This window comes from Actinacidiphila glaucinigra, from assembly GCF_900188405.1.
Taxonomy (GTDB): Bacteria; Actinomycetota; Actinomycetes; order Streptomycetales; family Streptomycetaceae; genus Actinacidiphila; species Actinacidiphila glaucinigra.
In genome coordinates this window covers 81,271-101,883 of the sequence record NZ_FZOF01000019.1, presented here as the reverse complement: position 1 = coordinate 101,883, position 20,613 = coordinate 81,271, and the positions used below count along the sequence as shown (strand labels likewise).

Annotated in this window: 16 protein-coding genes and 2 tRNA genes; 15 read left to right on the top strand and 3 right to left on the bottom strand. The window is 70.1% G+C overall.

The genetic code is table 11. The features are described from left to right. Positions 1–8 precede the first annotated feature (8 nt). Positions 9–995 (bottom strand): magnesium transporter CorA family protein, encoded by a 987-nt coding sequence (locus CHF15_RS29455; RefSeq protein WP_179280012.1) that lies wholly within the window; start codon positions 993–995, stop codon positions 9–11. A gap of 242 nt (positions 996–1,237) precedes the next feature. On the opposite strand from CHF15_RS29455, the gene CHF15_RS29450 reads away from it, so the two are divergent. After that, positions 1,238–1,981 (top strand): SDR family oxidoreductase, encoded by a 744-nt coding sequence (locus tag CHF15_RS29450; RefSeq protein ID WP_089226931.1) that lies wholly within the window; start codon positions 1,238–1,240, stop codon positions 1,979–1,981. Between the two features lie 825 nt (positions 1,982–2,806). Here the strand turns inward: CHF15_RS29450 and CHF15_RS29440 are convergent. Next, positions 2,807–2,877: transfer RNA gene (locus CHF15_RS29440), tRNA-Gly, on the bottom strand. A gap of 111 nt (positions 2,878–2,988) precedes the next feature. Here CHF15_RS29440 and CHF15_RS29435 point away from each other — a divergent pair. The 5 genes from CHF15_RS29435 (at position 2,989) to clpX (ending at position 7,667) form a co-directional block, all read left to right on the top strand. Continuing rightward, positions 2,989–3,065: transfer RNA gene (locus CHF15_RS29435), tRNA-Pro, on the top strand. Positions 3,066–3,231: 166 nt separating this feature from the next. After that, complete coding sequence (gene tig / locus CHF15_RS29430) at positions 3,232–4,626, top strand: trigger factor (RefSeq protein ID WP_089226929.1); 1,395 nt, start codon at positions 3,232–3,234, stop codon at positions 4,624–4,626. Between the two features lie 243 nt (positions 4,627–4,869). Then, positions 4,870–5,472 (top strand): ATP-dependent Clp protease proteolytic subunit, encoded by a 603-nt coding sequence (locus tag CHF15_RS29425; protein WP_018556566.1) that lies wholly within the window; start codon positions 4,870–4,872, stop codon positions 5,470–5,472. Positions 5,473–5,534: 62 nt separating this feature from the next. Then, positions 5,535–6,206 (top strand): ATP-dependent Clp protease proteolytic subunit, encoded by a 672-nt coding sequence (locus CHF15_RS29420; protein ID WP_375821639.1) that lies wholly within the window; start codon positions 5,535–5,537, stop codon positions 6,204–6,206. A 174-nt stretch (positions 6,207–6,380) separates the two neighbouring features. Then, the gene (clpX, locus tag CHF15_RS29415; RefSeq protein WP_018556568.1) at positions 6,381–7,667 is read left to right on the top strand and encodes an ATP-dependent Clp protease ATP-binding subunit ClpX; all 1,287 of its coding nucleotides are present in this window, start codon (positions 6,381–6,383) and stop codon (positions 7,665–7,667) included. Between the two features lie 72 nt (positions 7,668–7,739). On the opposite strand, the gene CHF15_RS29410 is transcribed toward clpX, so the two are convergent. Beyond that, positions 7,740–8,588 carry a hypothetical protein gene (locus tag CHF15_RS29410; RefSeq protein ID WP_089226928.1) on the bottom strand — a complete coding sequence of 283 codons (849 nt, stop codon included), beginning with the start codon at positions 8,586–8,588 and terminating at the stop codon, positions 7,740–7,742. A 443-nt stretch (positions 8,589–9,031) separates the two neighbouring features. On the opposite strand from CHF15_RS29410, the gene CHF15_RS29405 reads away from it, so the two are divergent. From CHF15_RS29405 to rodA, 9 genes are all read left to right on the top strand, one after another. After that, the gene (locus CHF15_RS29405) at positions 9,032–11,668 is read left to right on the top strand and encodes a valine--tRNA ligase (RefSeq protein ID WP_089226927.1); all 2,637 of its coding nucleotides are present in this window, start codon (positions 9,032–9,034) and stop codon (positions 11,666–11,668) included. 127 nt (positions 11,669–11,795) lie between these two features. Next, positions 11,796–13,280, top strand: coding sequence for a bifunctional tetrahydrofolate synthase/dihydrofolate synthase (gene folC / locus CHF15_RS29400; RefSeq protein WP_089226987.1), 1,485 nt, complete (start codon positions 11,796–11,798; stop codon positions 13,278–13,280). Between the two features lie 24 nt (positions 13,281–13,304). Beyond that, positions 13,305–13,640, top strand: a complete 336-nt coding sequence (locus CHF15_RS29395; protein ID WP_089226926.1) for a DUF4233 domain-containing protein — start codon at positions 13,305–13,307, stop codon at positions 13,638–13,640. 95 nt (positions 13,641–13,735) lie between these two features. Continuing rightward, positions 13,736–14,149 (top strand): nucleoside-diphosphate kinase, encoded by a 414-nt coding sequence (gene ndk / locus CHF15_RS29390; RefSeq protein ID WP_089226925.1) that lies wholly within the window; start codon positions 13,736–13,738, stop codon positions 14,147–14,149. 315 nt (positions 14,150–14,464) lie between these two features. Then, positions 14,465–15,484: a rod shape-determining protein gene (locus tag CHF15_RS29385; protein WP_026250531.1), complete on the top strand. Its 1,020-nt coding sequence runs from the start codon at positions 14,465–14,467 to the stop codon at positions 15,482–15,484. A gap of 122 nt (positions 15,485–15,606) precedes the next feature. Beyond that, positions 15,607–16,554 carry a rod shape-determining protein MreC gene (mreC, locus tag CHF15_RS29380; protein WP_089226924.1) on the top strand — a complete coding sequence of 316 codons (948 nt, stop codon included), beginning with the start codon at positions 15,607–15,609 and terminating at the stop codon, positions 16,552–16,554. Further along, positions 16,551–17,159 carry a rod shape-determining protein MreD gene (mreD, locus tag CHF15_RS29375; protein WP_089226923.1) on the top strand — a complete coding sequence of 203 codons (609 nt, stop codon included), beginning with the start codon at positions 16,551–16,553 and terminating at the stop codon, positions 17,157–17,159. The genes mreC and mreD overlap by 4 nt, the downstream gene beginning before the upstream one ends. Further along, the gene (gene mrdA, locus CHF15_RS29370) at positions 17,156–19,366 is read left to right on the top strand and encodes a penicillin-binding protein 2 (protein ID WP_089226922.1); all 2,211 of its coding nucleotides are present in this window, start codon (positions 17,156–17,158) and stop codon (positions 19,364–19,366) included. The genes mreD and mrdA overlap by 4 nt, the downstream gene beginning before the upstream one ends. After that, positions 19,363–20,559 (top strand): rod shape-determining protein RodA, encoded by a 1,197-nt coding sequence (gene rodA, locus CHF15_RS29365; RefSeq protein ID WP_089226921.1) that lies wholly within the window; start codon positions 19,363–19,365, stop codon positions 20,557–20,559. Before mrdA ends, rodA begins: the two co-directional genes overlap by 4 nt. The last annotated feature ends 54 nt before the right edge of the window (positions 20,560–20,613 follow it).

Below are 20,613 nucleotides of genomic sequence, written 5' to 3'. Positions count from 1 at the left end.
TGAGGCGTTCAGGGGTCGTCGCGCCCGTCGTCGCGCAGCCTGCGCCAGATGCGGGTGCGGTGCAGCACGTAGACGGCGATGACCAGGACGAGCGCCTGCAGCCCCACGGCGAGCAGCCAGAAGACGTCCCTGCTCTCCAACTCGTCGGTCATGTAGGTGAAGTTCATGCCGAAGAAGCCGGTCAGGAAGGTCAGCGGGAGGAAGATCGTCGAGACGATGGCCAGCCGGTTGATCACGCCGTTCTGCTCGCCGGACACAAGGGAGGAGTAACTGGCGAAGGCCCGCCGTGCCGCGTCCTGGAGCGACTCGATGCTGGCGAGTACCATCCGCGCGGCCCGCTGGTACGAGGCCGCGAGCCGTTGCCGCTCCTCCGGGAAGCTGCCGCTCATCATCCGCCGGGTGATGGTCTCGTCGGCCGCCTGCAGATAGGGCAGCAGGGCGTGGTGCAGCATGGCCGCCCGCCGCCGCAGCCGCGCCAGCCGGTACACCTGCTGCGGGTGCCGGCTCTCGAACATCTCGTCCTCGAGGTCCTCCACCTGCAGCAGCGCCTCCACGGCGGACCTGCGGAAGGTCTCCAGGGCGTCCTCCAGCAGCAGGAACAGCGTGGCCGTCGCGTCCGCGGGCCGTTCGTGCGGCAGCCGGGTGACGAACCGCCCGACCAGGGTGTTCGGCCCCCGGTGGACGGTGACCAGGTACCGCTCGGTCACGAAGACATGGACGTGGACGACCTTGCCGTCGTCGATGACGGGCACGACGAACCGGGCGTTGTCCCCGTGGAACTCCGCCCGCGCCGTCTCGCCCTCCCTGCCCAGCCACGCCAGGTCCTCGGCCGCCAGGCCGAGTTCACGGGCGATCGACAGCTCGTCGGGCCGTTCTTCCCCGGGCACCTCGACGTCCACGAGCAGGAACCGGCACGTCGCCAGCCGCTCACGCGCCTCCGACACGGCGGCACGGGCGGCGATGCCCTCGGGCATCGACACCACCGTAACGATCATCGTTCCTCACCGTGGATCACCGGCACACCTCCCAGCCTGCGCAGACTCCGGCGTCCACGCATGCGGAGGCCCCCGGTCCAGGGGGTACGCGGGTCCCGGCGGTCCCGCCCGGGGGTTCCGGGGAGGTCCGGAAAGTGGTATTGAATGATACGGTTACGAACACAACCATAGGATCCAGCTGTCGCGATGGGTGTGGCCCGTTGTCGTTCCTCTCGTGCAGCGACGAGAGGGCAGGAGCAGACATGAAGATCGCAGTTGCCGGCGGTACCGGGGCGGCCGGACGGCTCGTCGTGGAGACCGTGCGCGCCCGCGGACACGAGCCCGTGGTGCTGTCGCGCGGACAGGGCGTCGATCTGGTGAGCGGATCGGGGCTGGACGCGGCGCTGACCGGGGCCGAGGTGGTCATCGACGTCAGCAACGTGACCACGAATCGCAAGTCGGTGGCTGTGGGCTTCTTCGACAAGGCGGGACGGAATCTCGCCGGGGCGGCCGAGCGCGCCGGGGTCCGGCACCTCGTGACGCCGTCGATCGTGGGGGTCGACCGGGTCGGTCACCCCTACTACACGGGCAAGTTGCGCCAGGAGGAGATCATCCGGGGCGGCGCGGTGCCGTGGACCATCATGCGGGCGACGCAGTTCCACGAGTTCGTGGGCCAGGCGCTGGGCGGCGTCCCCGGGCCGATCGCGCTGGTGCCGACGGCACCGGTCCAGCCCATCGCCGTACGGGAAGTGGCCGAGGCCCTCGTCGACCTCGCCCTCGAACCGCCGCAGGGGATGGCCCCCGAGCTCGCGGGCCCGCAGGTCGAGTCACTGGTCGCCCTGGCCCGGACCCTCATCGCCGCGGGCGGCGCACGCCGGCGCCCGGTCTGCCCCCTGTACTTCCCCGGCGGGATGAGGAGCGGCGGCCTGCTGCCGACCGGCCCGGGCCCCCGCGGCACCCTGACGTTCGCCGACTGGCTCAAGCAGCAGGGCCCGGCGACGTCCTGACGACGACGGCCGGGATTCCTCCTCAGCGCCGGCGGCGAACCCGGGCCGCCCGTTCGGGTGACGGACCCGGGGCGTCAACTCGGCGTGCCCGCCGACGGCGTTGACCCCGACGGGCGCCCGTTCGCACCGGAGGGCCCACCCGGTGAACGCAAAGGCCCAGGTCAGCGGAATCACTCCCCGACCTGGGCCTTTGCCTGCAGTGGGGGCGACGGGAACGGACCCGCGTAGCCGGTGCGCAGGACCAGCGGTCCGTCCGTCCTGCCCATCAGGCCCGTGACCGCGGACGTGTTGCGCCCGGTGAGGCTGCAGGCCGTCCGTGTGAGGGCGACGTGGTCCGGCCACTCGGCCGTGTACCAGCCGCTGCGGCCCGCGCTGCCCGGGCTCCGGATGGTGTTCCGCCCGACCGTGACCAGCGGGAGGCAGCCCTCTTCCGGGCCGGTTCCGCGGCCTTCGACAGGGTGAGTCGACCGGTCTGCGTCGTCAAGACGCCGACCTCGACCACGGCACGATCCGCGTACGCCGTTCGGTCGCCGAACCGACGCGCGGAGAACCGGTGTACAAGCCTCCAAAGAGTGAAGCGGGCAAGCGCACGACCGCCATTGCGGGCGGTGTCCTTCCGGTGGCCGCCTCGCACATGGGGACCTCCGCGGAGACCGGAGCCGCCGGGCGTGTCCCCGCCGATGCGACGAACGCCGTGATCGCGAAGGCCGTGCGGCGCGGATCCCGCCGACAGGGGCACGCGGCGGGCACGAACGGCTGATCCTGCCGGGGAATGACAAGGCCCAGGTCGGGGGAGATACCCCTGACCTGGGCCTATGCCTGCAGAGCGGGCGACGGGAATCGAACCCGCGTAGCCAGTTTGGAAGACTGGGGCTCTACCATTGAGCTACGCCCGCAACGGCCAGTCAGTCTGGCACATCAGATCGTAGCCGATCGACCCGGCTCCCACGCACGTCATATTTGGCCGTCAGGGTGTGCGGAGGCATGTACTCTACGTGTCGCACCGACGGGGTGTGGCGCAGCTTGGTAGCGCGTCCGCTTTGGGAGCGGAAGGTCGTCGGTTCGAATCCGGCCACCCCGACCAGTGCTCGGCCGCCCCTGTGCCGAGCAGGCCCGGCCGCAGGATTGTGGTACCGGTAGGATGGGTCGTCGGCCACGCGATACGCGGAAATGCCAGGTCGAACACCAGCCGCCCCGCATGATCGCCGAGCGGCCGCCCATCAACGTAAAGCCCCCAAGGAGACCCAACCGTGAAGAGCGCCGTCGAGACTCTGAACCCGACCCGGGTTCGACTCACTGTCGAGGTGCCCTTCGAGGAGCTCAAGCCCAGCCTCGACGCGGCGTACAAGAAGATCAACCAGCAGGTCACGGTGCCGGGCTTCCGTAAGGGCAAGATCCCCGCGCGCGTCATCGACCAGCGGTTCGGCCGTGGCGCGGTCCTCGAAGAGGCCATCAACGACGCCCTGCCGAAGTTCTACACGGAGGCGGTCAACGAGGGCGAGCTCAACGTCCTCGGCCAGCCCGAGGTGGACATCACCGAGTTCAACGACGGCCAGGAGCTGAAGTTCACCGCCGAGGTGGACATCCGTCCGGTCATCGAGATCCCGGACTACTCCGGCATCGAGGTCACCGTGGACGCCATCGAGGTGTCCGACGAGGACGTCGACAAGGCCCTGGAGCAGCTGCGGGAGCGCTTCGCCTCCACCACCGTCGTGGAGCGCGCCGCCGCCGACGGCGACGTCGTCGTCGTCGACCTGGAGGCCTCGGTCGAGGGCGAGGTGCTGGAGGACGGCGTCGCCGCCGGCGTCACCTACACCATCGGCTCCGGCCAGCTGCTCGACGGCATCGACGAGGCCGTCATCGGCCTGGAGGCCGGCGGTTCGGCCACCTTCACCTCCGAGCTCAAGGGCGGCTCCGCCGCGGGCAAGGAGGCCCAGGTCAAGGTGGACGTCACCACCGTCCAGGCCCGTGAGCTGCCCGAGCTGGACGACGACTTCGCCCAGCTGGCGAGCGAGTTCGACACCCTCGAGGAGCTCCGCGCCGACGCCGTGAAGCGCCAGGAGCGCATCAAGCAGTACGACCAGGCCACCCAGGCCCAGGAGAAGGTCCTGGACGCCCTCCTGGAGCTGGTCGAGATCCCGCTGCCGGAGAAGCTGCTCAAGGACGAGATCGAGACCCGGGTCCACAACCTGGAGCACCACCAGTTCCCGGCCGCGGGCCTGGACTGGGACTCCTTCCTCGAGAACGAGGGCAAGACCCGCGAGGAGTACGACCAGGAGATCGAGGGGCAGGCGAAGAAGGGCATCAAGACCCAGTTCGTCCTGGACGAGCTCGTCTCCACCGAGAAGCTCTCGGTCAACCAGGAGGAGCTCACCGAGCACCTCATGCGCCGTGCCGCCTCCTCGGGCATGAGCCCGGACCAGTTCGCCCAGGCGGTCGTCGAGGGCGGCCAGGTGCCGCTGCTCGTCGGCGAGGTCGCCCGCGGCAAGGCGCTGGCCCTGGTCGTCGAGGCCGCCACGGTCAAGGACACCAACGGCGAGGTCGTCGACCTGGAGGACGAGGAGGACGAGACCGGCGAGACGGTCCAGGCCACCTCCGAGGACGCGGACGCCGAGACCGCCAAGGGTGAGGGTTCCGAGGCCTGAGCCTCGCCCCCCGCAGCGACATCCGACGGGCCCGGACGACCAGTGCGTCCGGGCCCGTTCTGCTCCTTTTCGCTCTCCGCTTACACCCTCCCTGCGCTGACAGCGAACAGTTCCGCGTGAGGGATTGCCGGGCCCCACCTGCGCGTTAGGGTCCGTAAGTACGAGGGCCCGTGCCCTACGAGAAGACCCTGTGACGGCGTCCGCGCCGTCCGACAACGAGCAGGTGGATACGTGACGACTCCGATGCCTTCCGCCGCCGGCGAGCCGACCATCGGTGGCCTCGGCGACCAGGTCTACAACCGGCTGCTCGGCGAGCGGATCATCTTCCTCGGCCAGCCGGTGGACGACGACATCGCCAACAAGATCACCGCGCAGCTGCTCCTCCTTGCCGCCGAGCCGGACAAGGACATCTACCTCTACATCAACAGCCCCGGCGGCTCCGTGACGGCCGGCATGGCGATCTACGACACCATGCAGTTCATCAAGAACGACGTCGTCACCATCGCCATGGGTCTGGCGGCCTCCATGGGCCAGTTCCTCCTGACCGCCGGTACCCCCGGCAAGCGCTTCGCGCTGCCGAACACCGACATCCTGATGCACCAGCCGTCCGCCGGCCTGGCCGGCTCGGCCTCCGACATCAAGATCCACGCCGAGCAGCTTCTCCGTACGAAGAAGCGGATGGCCGAGCTCATCGCGGAGCACTCGGGCCAGAGCGTCGAGGCGATCACCCGCGACTCCGACCGCGACCGCTGGTTCTCCGCCGACGCGGCCAAGGAGTACGGCCTGATCGACGACGTCATCACGCACGCCGTGAACGTGCCGGGCGGCGGCGGCACCGGGGCCTGACCGGGCCTGACGCCCGTGCAGCCCCGCAGGACCGACCCCAGCCCAATGCTCATCTCAGGACGGTGAACGTGACCACCCAGAACTTCCCCGGCAGGGGCATCTACGACCGTACGAACGCGGCCGAGGCCCGCTACGTCGTGCCGCGCTTCGTCGAGCGCACCTCCCAGGGCGTCCGCGAGTACGACCCCTACGCGAAGCTCTTCGAGGAGCGCGTGATCTTCCTCGGGGTGCAGATCGACGACGCCTCCGCCAACGACGTCATGGCGCAGCTGCTGTGCCTGGAGTCGATGGACCCGGACCGCGACATCTCGGTCTACATCAACAGCCCCGGCGGCTCCTTCACGGCGCTGACGGCCATCTACGACACGATGCAGTTCGTGAAGCCCGACATCCAGACGGTCTGCATGGGCCAGGCGGCCTCCGCCGCGGCCGTGCTGCTCGCCGCCGGCACCGCCGGCAAGCGGATGGCGCTGCCGAACGCCCGCATCCTGATCCACCAGCCGTACAGCGAGACCGGCCGCGGCCAGGTCTCGGACCTGGAGATCGCCGCCAACGAGATCCTGCGGATGCGGGCCCAGCTGGAGGAGATGCTGGCCAAGCACTCCAGCACCCCGATCGAGAAGATCCGCGACGACATCGAGCGCGACAAGATCCTCACGGCCGAGGAGGCCCTCTCCTACGGTCTGGTCGACCAGATCGTCTCGACCCGCAAGAGCTCGTCGGTCGCGGTCTGACGCCTGGCAGGGCATTCTGCGACAAGAAGTCCCCTCTTGGAGCCACCGGGTTGTGCAGGTCACGGCCCAGTAGCTCCAAGGGGGGCCCGCACTGGGGGCGCGGCAAGGTACCGTCGATAGGCAAGCACCAGGACTCGTCGAACTGACGGGACCCAGGCGAAGGGGAAGCACCTCGTGGCACGCATCGGTGACGGCGGCGATCTGCTCAAGTGCTCGTTCTGCGGAAAGAGCCAGAAGCAGGTGAAGAAGCTCATCGCAGGACCCGGTGTGTACATCTGCGACGAGTGCATCGATCTCTGCAACGAGATCATCGAGGAGGAGCTCGCCGAGTCCTCCGAGGTGCGGTGGGAGGACCTGCCGAAGCCGCGCGAGATCTACGAGTTCCTCGAGAGCTACGTCGTCGGCCAGGAGCCGGCGAAGAAGGCGCTCTCCGTCGCGGTGTACAACCACTACAAGCGCGTGCAGGCGGGTGAGAACGGCGGCGGCCGCGGCCACGACGACGGCATCGAGCTCGCCAAGTCCAACATCCTGCTGCTCGGCCCCACGGGCTCCGGCAAGACCCTGCTCGCCCAGACGCTGGCCCGCATGCTGAACGTGCCGTTCGCCATCGCGGACGCCACGGCGCTCACCGAGGCCGGGTACGTCGGCGAGGACGTCGAGAACATCCTGCTCAAGCTGATCCAGGCGGCCGACTACGACGTCAAGAAGGCCGAGACGGGGATCATCTACATCGACGAGATCGACAAGGTCGCCCGCAAGAGCGAGAACCCGTCGATCACCCGGGACGTCTCCGGCGAGGGCGTGCAGCAGGCCCTGCTGAAGATCCTGGAGGGCACCACGGCCTCGGTGCCGCCGCAGGGCGGGCGCAAGCACCCGCACCAGGAGTTCATCCAGATCGACACCACCAACGTGCTCTTCATCGTCGGCGGTGCCTTCGCCGGTCTGGAGAAGATCATCGAGTCCCGGGCCGGCGCCAAGGGCATCGGCTTCGGCGCGACGATCCGCTCCAAGCGCGAGATCGACTCCGCCGACCAGTTCTCCGAGGTCATGCCGGAGGACCTGGTGAAGTTCGGCATGATCCCCGAGTTCATCGGCCGTCTGCCGGTCATCACCAGCGTGCACAACCTCGACCGCGAGGCGCTGCTGCAGATCCTGGTCGAGCCGCGCAACGCCCTGGTCAAGCAGTACCAGCGGCTCTTCGAGCTCGACGGTGTCGAGCTCGAGTTCGAGCGCGGCGCCCTGGAGGCCATCGCCGACCAGGCCATCCTCCGCCAGACCGGCGCCCGGGGCCTGCGCGCCATCATGGAGGAGGTGCTGATGTCGGTGATGTACGAGGTGCCCTCGCGCAAGGACGTCGCCCGCGTCGTCATCACCGAGGACGTCGTGCACTCCAATGTGAACCCGACCCTGGTCCCGCGCGAGCCCCGCATCATCGGCAAGGGCGAGCAGAAGAGCGCGTAGCGCGAACCCACCCGCACATGTGAAGGGGGCGCCCGGCGAATACCGGGCGCCCCCTTCACATGTGCGGGTGGGTTACTTCTTGACGCGGACGTCGTTCCGGAACTTCGCCGTGGTCTCCGCGAAGTCGGAGACGGAGGGGGCGTCGGGGATGGTGCCGGAGCCGGCCGCCTCCGTGGAGGGGGACCAGATCAGCAGGGCGATGGTGCTGTCGTCACCCCAGACGCAGAACGGGGACTTGAAGACGCCGTAGTCCTTCTCGCCGCACTTCATCACGTCGCCGTCGAAGCCGGCCGGGTGCTGCTCGTCGGCCGTGCTGCCCGACAGGGCCGCCGAGATCATCTTGTCGACCGCGGCGCCGGGGTCGTCGATCCCGCCGTAGGCGCCGCCGAACCCGATCTGCTCGTCGGCGCTCGTGTAGGCGGCGGAGATCGAGGTGCCGTTCGAGATGTACTTGTCGCTGCCGGACTCGGACTCCGCGAGCTTCTGGTCGGACTTGCTGTACTTGCCGTCCACGACCGTCGCCGGCGTCGTCAGCTTGTAGTCGCCGCCACCGCCGATGCCGCCGCCGCTCGAGAGGGCGAAGACGCCGCCGCCGATCACCGCGGCGGCGACCACGACGCCGACGACGATGCCGATGATCTTGCCCTTGCCGCCGGAGGCCGGGGGCGGCGGCGGGGCACCCCAGGCGCCGGGCTGCTGGCCGTACGGGCCCGGCTGCTGGCCGTACGGGCCGGGGGGCTGGGGCTGGCCGTAACCGGGGACAGGCTGCGGGGCCGCGGGCTGCTGGGGGTAGCCGTACCCGGGCGCGGGCTGCTGGGGCGGGCCGGGCGGGACCGGCGGCTGCTGGGGCTGGCCTGGCTGGCCCCCGTAGCCGGACTGGCCGCCGTAACCCGGCTGCGGCGGCGGCTGGTTGAAGCTCATCGGTGAGTCCCCTCGTTGAACTGCTGTCTCCTCGTACTCATCCTTGCGGATTGTTTAAGCCGTCTTTACATCGGAGTCGTCAGGACTTGGTAACAAGACGATGCAGATGCCCGGTTGATCACCGTGCCCGCCCGTCCGACCGGAATCACGCCTACCCGTCCCGGTGCCGAGTCACCCTCAGCTCCGCTCCGCCGGTGGGCCGTTCGGGCGGCGGCCCGTGCTCCGGGGCGCGGCGGGGGGTGCCGCCTGCCGGGCCCGGCCGCCGCCGCGCCCGGTGCGCGGGCCCGTGGGTCGCCCGGACCCGGCGGCGACGGCGGCGCCCCAGGCCGGCCCCGCGGCGGGCGCACGGCGGGCGCGCGTCCACCGGGGCCCGGGGGCCGCCCCTCGCGCCCGGGCACCGGCGGATTCGTTAGGGGGCCCGCCCCGCCCGTAAACTGAGCGCCGTGACCGACAACACTCAGCAGGCCGCCGCGAGCGGGCCGAACAGCGAGACCCCCGAACTGCCGACCCAGTACGCGCCGGCCGAGGTAGAGGGGCCCCTGTACGAGCGCTGGGTAGAGCGCGGTTACTTCGAGGCCGACGCCAAGAGCGACAAGAAGCCGTACACCATCGTCATCCCGCCGCCGAACGTCACCGGCAGCCTCCACCTGGGCCACGCCTTCCAGCACACGCTGATGGACGCCCTCACCCGCCGCAAGCGGATGCAGGGCTACGAAGCCCTGTGGCTGCCCGGCATGGACCACGCGGGCATCGCCACCCAGAACAAGGTCGAGCAGCAGCTCGCCGAGGAGGGCAAGTCCCGGCAGGACCTGGGCCGCGAGGCCTTCGTCGAGCGCGTGTGGCAGTGGAAGGAGGAGTACGGCGGCAGGATCCTCGGCCAGATGCGCCGCCTCGGCGACGGCGTCGACTGGTCGCGCGAGCGCTTCACCATGGACGAGGGCCTCTCCCGCGCCGTCCAGACGATCTTCAAGAAGCTCTACGACGACGGTCTGATCTACCGCGCCGAGCGCATCATCAACTGGTGCCCGCGCTGCCTGACCGCGATCTCCGACATCGAGGTCGAGCACGAGGACCGGGACGGCGAGCTGGTCTCGATCCGCTACGGAGACGGCGAGAACTCCATCGTCGTGGCCACCACCCGCGCCGAGACGATGCTCGGTGACACGGCCGTCGCCGTCCACCCGGACGACGAGCGCTACCGGCACCTGGTCGGCACCGAGATCGACCTGCCGCTCACCGACCGCCGGATCCCGGTCGTCGCCGACGAGCACGTCGACCCCGAGTTCGGCACCGGCGCCGTCAAGGTGACCCCGGCGCACGACCCCAACGACTTCGAGATCGGCCGGCGCCACAACCTGCCGTCCCTGACGATCATGGACGAGCGCGCGCGGATCACCGTCCACGGCCCCTTCCAGGACATGGACCGCCTCGAGGCGCGTGACGCCGTGGTCGGCGCGCTGCGCTCGCAGGGCCGGATCGTCGCGGAGAAGCGGCCGTACGTCCACGCGGTCGGCCACTGCTCCCGCTGCAGGACGATCGTCGAGCCGCGGCTGTCGCTGCAGTGGTGGGTCAACGTCGACCCGCTCGCACAGGCCGCCGGCGACGCGGTCCGCGACGGCCGGGTGAAGATCCACCCGCAGGAGATGTCCGGCCGCTACTTCCAGTGGGTCGACAACATGCACGACTGGTGCATCTCGCGCCAGCTGTGGTGGGGCCACCGCATCCCGGTCTGGTACGGCCCGGACGGCGAGACCGTCTGCGTCGGCCCGGACGAGCAGCCGCCCGCCGGCGAGGGCTGGACGCAGGACACCGACGTCCTGGACACCTGGTTCTCCTCCGGCCTGTGGCCGTTCTCCACCCTGGGCTGGCCGGACCGCACCGCGGACCTCGAGAAGTTCTACCCGACCGACGTCCTGCTGACCGGCCACGACATCATCTTCTTCTGGGTCGCCCGGATGATGATGTTCGGCCTGTACGCCATGGACGGCCAGGCCCCCTTCCACACCATCGCCCTCACCGGCCTGGTGCGCGACGAGCGCGGCAAGAAGATGTCCAAGTCCTTCGGCAACGTCGTGGACCCGCTGGACTGGATGGACAAGTACGGCTCCGACGCGCTGCGCTTCACCCTCGCCCGCGGCGCCAACCCCGGCACCGACGTGCCGATCGGCGAGGACTGGGTCCAGGGCGCCCGCAACTTCACCAACAAGATCTGGAACGCCACGCGCTTCGCGCTGATGAACGGCGCCACGGTCGAGGGCGAACTGCCCGCGCCCGAGGAGATGTCGGCCACCGACCGGTGGATCCTGTCCCGGCTGAACGCCACGGTCGCCGAGACCGACGCGCTCTACGACGACTACCAGTTCGCCAAGCTCAGCGACGCCCTCTTCCACTTCGCGTGGGACGAGGTCTTCGACTGGTACGTCGAGCTGTCCAAGACCACCTTCCTCGCGGGCGGCCGTCCGGCCGAGGTCTCCCGGCGGGTGCTGGGCGAGGTCCTGGACAAGCTGCTGCGGCTGCTGCACCCGGTGGTCCCCTTCGTCACCGAGACGCTGTGGACCACGCTCACCGGGCGCGAGTCGGTCGTCGTCGCCGACTGGCCGGCCGACTCCGGTTTCCGCGACGCGGCCGCCGAGAAGGAGATCGCGGCGGTGCAGTCGCTGGTCACCGAGGTCCGCAGGTTCCGTGCCGACCAGGGCCTGCAGCCGGGCCAGAAGGTCCCGGCCCGGCTCGACCTCGGCTCCACCGGCCTGGAGGCCCACGAGGCCGCGGTCCGCCAGCTGCTGCGCCTGCAGCCGGAGGGCGAGGCCTTCACCGCGACGGCGACCCTCCCGGTCGCGGGCGCGACGGTCGCGCTGGACCTGTCCGGGACGATCGACGTCGACGCCGAGCGGAAGCGGCTGGCGAAGGACCTGGCCGCGGCCGAGAAGGAGAAGGCGCAGGCCACGGCGAAGCTGGGCAACGAGGCGTTCCTGGCGAAGGCGCCGGAACCGGTCGTCGCCAAGATCCGCACCCGCCTGGAGGCGGCCGAGGCGGACATCGCCCGCATCACCGCGCAGCTGTCCTCGCTGCCGCAGGGCTGACGCGCCGGGGGTGGGCAGGCGGAAACGCCTGCCCACAACCCGGATCTACCTGGCCGCTTCGTACAATGTGGTCGTGAGCAACCCGCGCCCCGAGAACGACGAGCCCCTTTCCGATCCGCTGGCCGCGATGGGTCTGGGCGGCGACGAGGACGAAGCCGACACCGACCCCGGCCGCGAGGCCGATCTGGCGGTGATCGAGGCGGGCAGCCGTACCCTCCGGGCCGGGGGACCGGTGCCGCAGGACGACGGCGTCCCGGCCCGCCCCACCGACCCGGAGGTCGACAGGGCCCTGCGCGAGGTCGAGGCGGAGCTCGCCGGCCGTTGGCCGGAGACGAAGCTGGAGCCGTCCCTGGACCGGATGACCGCGCTGATGGACATCCTGGGCGAGCCGCAGCGCTCCTACCCCTCGATCCACATCACCGGCACCAACGGGAAGACCAGCACCGCCCGCATGATCGAGCAGCTGCTGCTCGCCTTCGACCTGCGCACCGGGCGCTACACCAGCCCGCACGTGCAGTCCGTCACCGAGCGGATCAGCCTCGACGGAAGGCCGATCGCGCCGGAGAGGTTCATCGAGACGTACGGCGACCTCAAGCCGTACGTGGAGATGGTGGACGCCTCCCAGCCGTACCGGATGTCGTTCTTCGAGGTGCTGACCGGCATGGCGTACGCCGCCTTCGCCGACGCCCCGGTGGACGTGGCCGTCGTCGAGGTCGGCATGGGCGGCAGCTGGGACGCGACCAACGTGGTGGACGGCACGGTCGCCGTCGTGACCCCGATCGACCTGGACCACACCGACCGCCTGGGCGGGACGGCCGGCGAGATCGCGGTGGAGAAGAGCGGGATCGTCAAGAAGGACGCCACCGCCGTGCTGGCCCAGCAGCCCGTGGAGGCGGCCCAGGTGCTGCTGAAGCGGGCCGTCGAGGTGGACGCGACGGTCGCCCGGGAGGGCATGGAGTTCGGCGTCGCGCACCGCGAGGTGGCCGTCGGCGGGCAGATGCTGACCCTGCGCGGCCTGGGCGGGGAGTACGAGCAGGTCTTCCTGCCGCTGCACGGTGAGCACCAGGCCCACAACGCGGCCGTGGCGCTCGCGGCGGTGGAGGCCTTCTTCGGCATCGGCACGCTGCACGCCCGCACCCTCGACGTGGACACCGTCCGCACCGCCTTCGCCAACGTCACCTCGCCGGGCCGGCTGGAGGTCGTGCGCCGCAGCCCCACCGTGGTGCTGGACGCGGCGCACAACCCGGCGGGAGCCCGGGCGGCGGCCGCCGCGGTGGGCGAGGCCTTCGGCTTCACGCACCTGGTGGGCGTGGTCGGACCGAGCGGCGACAAGGATGTACGGGGCCTGCTGGAGGCCTTCGAGCCGGTCTTCGCCGAGGTCGTGGTGACCCGGAACTCCACCCACCGCGCGATGGACGTGGACGAGCTGGCCGCGCTGGCGGTCGAGGTCTTCGGCGAGGACCGCGTGCAGGTCGAGCCCCGGCTGGACGACGCCATCGAGGCGGCCGTCACGCTCGCCGAGGAGCAGGGGGAGTTCTCCGGCTCCGGGGTACTGATCACCGGTTCGGTGATCACCGTGGGAGAGGCCCGGCTGCTGCTGGGCCGCAAGTGACGAGCGGGAAGCGAAGCCAAGCGGATGCGGACCCTGTGCGCGAGCACCCTGATCGGTGAGTTCTTCGTGATCGGCTTTGCCGGTCTGGTGGCGATGAAGCAGCCGGAGCTGACCGCCGGCACGGTGTGGACGGTCAGCGGCATCGCCATGGCCCTGTGCGTGCTGCTGTGCGGCATGCTGGGGCGGCGCGGCGGGCTGGCCGTCGGCTGGCTGCTGCAGGTGGGGCTGATCGCGAGCGGCTTCGTCGTCCCGGTGATGTTCTTCCTCGGCGTGGTCTTCGCCGGGCTGTGGTGGGCCGCCGTCCACTTCGGCCGGAAGGTCGACGAGGCCAAGGCGGCGCGTGCGGCGCAGCCCGCCTGACCGCGCGGTTCACACCCGGGCCGAGGGGGTGCCGTGGGTCCGGGGGATCCCCGGTAATGTCGTCGTACCCGCACCCCGCACATAGGAGTCACACCGTGTCCCAGCGCACCCTCGTCCTTCTCAAGCCGGACGCCGTACGTCGCGGCCTGGTCGGCGAGATCCTCGGCCGCATCGAGCGCAAGGCGGGCTGGAGCATCACCGCGCTGGAGTTGCGCACGCTCGACCGCGCCATCCTCGAGCAGCACTACGCCGAGCACGTCGGCCGGCCGTTCTACGAGCCGCTGGTCGAGTTCATGGCGTCCGGTCCGGTCGTCGCCCTGGTCGTCGCGGGGGAGCGGGTCATCGAGGGGCTGCGCGCGCTGGCCGGCCCGACCGACCCGATCGCGGCCGCCCCCGGTTCGATCCGCGGTGACTTCGGCACCATCGTCCGGGAGAACCTGATCCACGCCTCGGACTCCGAGGAGTCCGCCGAGCGGGAGATCAAGATCTTCTTCCCCGGCGTAGCCTGATCCTCCGCGACAGTTCGCCCCGAATTCGCCGCTGACGCCCGATCAGCTCAACGGGCGGCCGGAAATTTCCCGGCCGCCCGAAGGCATATGCCGGGGGTTCGGGGGAACCAATTCCGCCGACACGGCGTCACCATTGCAGAGGACAGCTGTGTGTTCTGATGACAATGGCGGCGGAACCCTGACCCCGTGCCCTGTCGGGCGCGACTACGATGGAATCTCCGCTCCTCCGGCTCGGCGCACAGCAGCGCATCCGCCGTGCTCACCCCCACATCGCTCCAGCTCGGGAAGGCCAGACGTATCCTCATGGCGAACAACATGTCGTTCATCGGCCGTGACATGGCTGTCGACCTCGGCACCGCCAACACGCTGGTGTACGTCAGGGGTCGCGGGATCGTCCTCAACGAGCCGTCCGTCGTCGCCATCAACACCAATACCGGCGGCATCCTGGCGGTCGGCTCCGAAGCGAAGAAGATGATCGGCCGGACCCCCGGCAACATCGTCGCGGTCCGTCCTCTCAAGGACGGGGTGATCGCGGACTTCGAGATCACCGAGCGCATGCTGCGCTACTTCATCCTCAAGATCCACAAGCGTCGCTACCTGGCACGACCCCGCGTCGTGGTCTGTGTCCCCTCCGGCATCACCGGAGTCGAGCGCCGTGCCGTCATCGAGGCCGCCACCCAGGCCGGCGCGCGCCAGGTGCACATCATCGAGGAGCCCATGGCCGCCGCGATCGGCGCCGGGCTCCCCGTCCACGAGGCGACCGGCAACATGGTCGTCGACATCGGCGGCGGCACCACCGAGGTCGCCGTCATCTCGCTCGGCGGCATCGTCACCGCGCAGTCCATCCGGGTGGCCGGCGACGAGCTGGACAACGCGATCATCCAGCACATCAAGAAGGAGTACAGCCTCCTGCTGGGCGAGCGCACCGCGGAATCGATCAAGCTCACCATCGGCTCGGCCTTCGCGGTCGACAACGAGGAGCACACCGAGATCCGCGGCCGCGACCTGGTCTCCGGCCTGCCCAAGACGGTGGTCGTCTCGGCCGCCGAGGTGCGCAAGGCGATCGAGGAGCCGGTCAACGCCATCGTCGACGCGGTCAAGACGACCCTCGACAAGTGCCCGCCCGAGCTGTCCGGCGACATCATGGACCGCGGCATCGTCCTGGCCGGCGGCGGCGCGCTACTGCGCGGCCTGGACGAGCGGCTGCGCAACGAGACCGGCATGCCGATCCACATCGCCGAGTCCCCGCTGGACTGCGTGGCCCTCGGCGCCGGCAAGTGCGTCGAGGAGTTCGAGGCGCTGCAGCAGGTCCTGGACGCGCAGCCGCGCAGATGAGTCCTCACGTTCCGTCGTACGGGTGAAGTCCCGCCCGTACGCCGGATCGTTCTACCTCCCGGGCGGGCCCATCGGGCCCACGGGCTCACACGCTCTGACGAGGAAGGCACGGACTGGCCCCCGTGAGGGACACACGAGAGAGCCGGCTTCTGCTGGTACTGCTGGTGGCGATCGCATTCGCGCTGATCACCGTCGACATCCGCGGCGGTGAGGACTCACCGCTGGACGGCACCCGGTCCGCCGCGGCCGCCGTCTTCGGCCCCGTGGAGAACGGGGTCGCGGCCGCGGTCGATCCGGTGGACAACGCCGTGGACGCGGTACGGGACTCCGGCGACCGCAGCAGCCGCATCAGCGAGCTGGAACGGGAGAACGCCGAGCTCAAGCAGCAGCTCGGCAGCAAGGACGTCACGCGCGAGCGGGCCCGCGAACTCGACAAGCTGCTCAAGCTCGCCGGCGCCGGCCAGTACCGCGTCAAGGGCGCGCAGGTCATCGCGATAGGAGCGGCCCAGGGCTTCTCCTGGACGGTCACCATCGACGCCGGCGCCAACGACGGCATCCAGCGCGACATGACCGTGGTCAACGGGGACGGCCTGGTCGGCCGGGTCACCACCGTCGGCCCCTCCACCTCGACCGTCCTGCTCGCCTGCGACCCGGACTTCACGGTCGGCACACGGCTGGAGAAGTCCTCCGAGCTCGGCTTCGCGACCGGCCAGGGCAACCGGCCGATGCGGGTGCAGCTCCTCAACGGCAAGGCCCATGTGCAGAAGGGCTCCCGGCTGGTCACCTTCGGCTCGCAGGCGGACAAGCCGTTCGTCCCCGGCGTGCCGGTCGGCACGGTCGTCAAGGTCGACCCCGCGGGCGGCGGCCTCACCCGGACGGTCGAGGTCACCCCGTTCGTCGGCTACACCAAGCTCGACATCGTCGGTGTCGTCGTCCAGGGCCCGCGCAAGGACCCGCGTGACTCGGTGCTGCCCGCCGGACCGAAGCCGGTCCCCACGGTCACCGTCACCGCGACCCCGAGCGTGAACCCCTCTCAGTCCCCGCTCTACGGACAGGAGGAGGTCCGATGAAGCGCATCCTGCTCTCCACCGGCCTCGTGGTCGCCGGCATGATCCTCCAGGTGTGCGTCCTGGCCCGCCTCCACCTGCCCGGCGCCGTCCCCGACCTGCTGCTGCTCGTCGTCCTCGGTCTCGCACTGACGTACGGTCACGTGGCCGGCTGCCTCATCGGCTTCGGCGCGGGCCTGCTCGCCGACCTCGCCCCGCCCGCCGACCACGCCGCGGGCCGCTACGCCCTCGTGCTGTGCGTCGTCGGCTACATCGCGGGCCTGGTCAAGCCCGACGGCGGCCAACTGCGCTCGGCCACCCGGCCGATGCTGGTCGTGGTCGGCGCCGCCATCGGCTCCACGGTGCTGTACGCGGCCGTGGGCGCCCTCGTCGGCGACACCGCGGCCCAGCACGTGGGCCTGGGCAAGCTGCTGTTCACCGCCACCCTGTACGACCTGCTCCTCGCGCCGTTCACCGTGCCGTGGATCATGGCACTGGCCCGCAGGTACCAGGGCGACGCGCTCGGGGAGGACGCCTCCGGCCCCGGCTTCGGCGCCCGTATCGGCGGCCAGCGCTCGAGCCTGCTGGGCCGGGTGGGGAGCGTCGCCAAGGGAGGACGGCGGCTTTGAGCAACATCCCCGAGACGGGTCGGACGCCGCGCGTCACGATCCGGTTGGTGGTCCTGCAGATCCTCGTCCTGTCCCTGCTGTTCACCCTCGGCGGGCGGCTGTGGTTCCTGCAGATCCGCAACGGCAGCGAGTACACGGCGCAGGCCAACAGCAACAACGTCCAGGAAGTCGTCGCGCCCGCCGTCCGCGGGTCGATCCTGGACGACAAGGGAGTGGCGCTCGCCGACAACGAGACCCGGCTGGTGGTCTCCGCGAGCCGCACCGACCTGCTCAAGCAGAAGGACGACGGCAAGACGGTGCTCACCCGGCTCGCCGGCGTCCTGCACATGAAGCCGGAAGAGGTCCTCGGCAAGGTCCGGCTCTGCGACTCGCAGACCCCCAAGCCCTGCTGGAACGGTTCGCCGTACCAGCCGATCCCCATCACCGACGAGGCCACCACCCAGCAGGCGCTGCAGATCATGGAACGCCGCGAGGACTTCCCCGGCATCACCGCCGAGCCCACCGCGGTGCGCCGCTACACCGCGCCGTTCGGGTCCAACACCTCCCAGGTCCTCGGCTACCTCTCGCCCGTCACGGACGACGAGCTGACCGCCGCGGAGAAGAAGGGCCGGTCGCTGCTGCGCTCGGACCAGATCGGCCGCTCCGGCCTGGAGCGCACCTACGACAGCGAGCTGCGCGGAAAGGCCGGCGTCACCCGCTACGAGGTGGACAACCTCGGCCGGGTCATCGGCAAGGCGGGCGAGACCGCCGCGGAGCCCGGCAGCCATCTGGTCACCAGTATCGACGCACGCGTCCAGAGGGTCGCCGAGAAGGAGCTCGACGAGGCGATGAAGGTCGCCCGGAAGACCTTCGACAAGGTCACCGGCAGCCTCTACAAGGCGGACTCCGGCGCGGTCGTCGTCATGGACGTGCACACTGGCCAGGTCATCGCGATGGCCAGCGCGCCCACCTACGACCCGAACGTCTGGGTCGGCGGCATCTCCGGCAAGGACTACGCCAAACTGACGGGCAAGAAGTCCAACTTCCCGCTGCTCAACAGGGCCATACAGGGTCAGTCGGCCCCCGGCTCGACCTTCAAGGCGATCTCCACCTCGGCCGCCGTGAAGGCCGGCTACGACATCAACGGGCGCTACCCCTGCCCGTCGTCGATGACCATCGGCGGCCGGGTGTTCAACAACTTCGAGGGGGAGAGCGCGGGCTCCATCACCCTCGCCCACGCCCTGGAGATCTCCTGCGACACCGTCTTCTACGGCCTGTCGTACGACCAGTGGCTCAAGGACGGCGGCACCAAGCCCAAGAAGCACCCCAAGGACTGGTTCTACAAGACCGCCAAGGAGTACGGCCTCGGCTCGCTGACCGGCATCGACCTGCCCTCCGAGGTCACCGGACGGATCCCGGACCGGCAGTGGAAGCGGGACTACTACGAGGCCAACAAGAACTACTGGTGCAAGGTCGCCAAGAGCGACAAGCAGGACTACGCCAGCCAGATCGCGCGCGAGAACTGCGTTGACGGCTACGTGATGCGCGCCGGTGACTCCGTCAACTACGCCATCGGCCAGGGCGACACCCTCGTCACCCCGATCCAGATGGCCAACATCTACTCGGCCATCTCCAACGGCGGCACGCTCTACCAGCCGACCATCGGCAAGGCGATCATCAGCGCCGACGGCAAGAAGGTCACCCGCATCAAGCCGAAGGTGAACGGCAAGGCCCCGGCCACCAAGAACACCCTGAAGTACATCAACGAGGCCCTGGAGGGCGTCGTCACCCACGGTACGGCCGCGTGGCGGTTCGGCGGCTGGCCGCAGGACAAGATCCCGCTGCACGCCAAGACCGGTACCGCGGAGGTCGCCGGGAAGCAGACCACGTCGTGGTTCACGACGTACAGCAAGGACTACGCGATCGTCATGACGATCTCCCAGGGCGGTACCGGTTCCGGCGGTTCCGGCCCGGCCGTCCGCAAGATCTACGAGGCCATGTACGGCGTCCAGAAGGACGGGGCGATCGACAACAAGAAGGCGCTGCTCCCGCACCCCCTGAGCAAGCTGCCGAAGATCGACGCCGACGGCACCATCAAGATCACCAAGGCCGCCTGGGCCGACGCGCCGCAGGGGCCCGCCGTACCGCAGGACACCGTGCTGGCGGCCGCCGCGCTTCCCCCGGACCGCACCGGGTACCTCCTGCCGGGCAGGAGGTACCGGTCATGAGCGCACACAGCTACGCGGCGCGGCGCTTCACCCCCGAACGCGGCACCCTGGGCAAGCTCCTGGCCCGGGACTCGATACTGCGCCGGATGGACTGGCTGCTGCTCGGCGCCGCCCTCGCACTGTCCCTGATCGGCACGGCGCTGGTGTTCTCCGCGACGCGCAACCGCACGGAGCTCACCCACGGGGACCCGTACTACTTCCTGCTGCGGCACATGCTCAACACCGCCATCGGTTTCGCCCTCGCCGCCGGCACGGTCGCCCTGGGCCACCGCCGGCTGCGGGGCGCGGTGCCGGTGCTCTACGCCATCTCGGTGCTCCTGGTGACCGCGGTGCTGACCCCGCTGGGCACCACGGTCAACGGCGCCCACGCGTGGATCGTGCTGGGCGGCGGCTTCTCGCTGCAGCCGTCCGAGTTCACCAAGATCACCATCATCCTGGGCATGGCGATGATGCTGTCCGCGCGGGTGGACGCCGGCGACCGGCTCTTCCCCGATCACCGCACGGTCGCCCAGTCCCTCGGCTTCGCCATACTGCCGATGGCGATCGTCATGCTGATGCCCGACCTCGGCTCGGTGATGGTGATGGCGGTCATCGTGCTCGGCGTGCTGCTGGCCTCCGGCGCCTCCAACCGCTGGGTCCTCGGACTGATCGCCGCGGGCGCGGGCGGCGCGATCGCCGTCTGGCAGCTCGGCGTCCTGGACCAGTACCAGATCGACCGCTTCGCCGCCTTCGCCAACCCCGCGCTCGACCCGGCGGGCGTCGGCTACAACACCAATCAGGCGCGCATCGCCATCGGCTCCGGCGGACTGCTCGGCAAGGGCCTGTTCGAGGGCAGCCAGACCACCGGCCAGTTCGTGCCCGAGCAGCAGACCGACTTCGTCTTCACCGTGGCGGGGGAGGAGCTCGGCTTCGTCGGGGCGGCCCTGATCATCGTGCTGCTGGGCGTGATCATGTGGCGCGGCTGCCGCGTCGCACGGAACGCCACCGACCTGTACGGCACGATCATCGCCGCCGGCATCGTCGCCTGGTTCGCCTTCCAGTCCTTCGAGAACATCGGCATGACCCTCGGCATCATGCCCGTGGCGGGTCTGCCGCTGCCGTTCGTCTCGTACGGCGGATCGTCGATGTTCGCGGTCTGGATCGCGATCGGGCTGCTGCAGGCCATCCATATGAAGCGGCCCATGTCGGCCTGAACCCGTCCACCGGGTGAACGCACCATTGCGGCCGGGCGAACCCGCGATTAGGTT

Bases quoted from the DNA above. Each gene is read 5' to 3' on its own strand.
- CHF15_RS29455 (WP_179280012.1), bottom strand. From the start codon at position 995: ATGATCGTTACGGTGGTGTCGATGCCCGAGGGCATCGCCGCCCGTGCC.
- CHF15_RS29450 (WP_089226931.1), top strand. From the start codon at position 1,238: ATGAAGATCGCAGTTGCCGGCGGTACCGGGGCGGCCGGACGGCTCGTC.
- CHF15_RS29425 (WP_018556566.1), top strand. From the start codon at position 4,870: ATGCCTTCCGCCGCCGGCGAGCCGACCATCGGTGGCCTCGGCGACCAG.
- CHF15_RS29410 (WP_089226928.1), bottom strand. From the start codon at position 8,588: ATGAGCTTCAACCAGCCGCCGCCGCAGCCGGGTTACGGCGGCCAGTCC.
- folC (WP_089226987.1), top strand. From the start codon at position 11,796: ATGGGTCTGGGCGGCGACGAGGACGAAGCCGACACCGACCCCGGCCGC.
- CHF15_RS29395 (WP_089226926.1), top strand. From the start codon at position 13,305: ATGCGGACCCTGTGCGCGAGCACCCTGATCGGTGAGTTCTTCGTGATC.
- CHF15_RS29385 (WP_026250531.1), top strand. From the start codon at position 14,465: ATGTCGTTCATCGGCCGTGACATGGCTGTCGACCTCGGCACCGCCAAC.
- mreD (WP_089226923.1), top strand. From the start codon at position 16,551: ATGAAGCGCATCCTGCTCTCCACCGGCCTCGTGGTCGCCGGCATGATC.
- rodA (WP_089226921.1), top strand. From the start codon at position 19,363: ATGAGCGCACACAGCTACGCGGCGCGGCGCTTCACCCCCGAACGCGGC.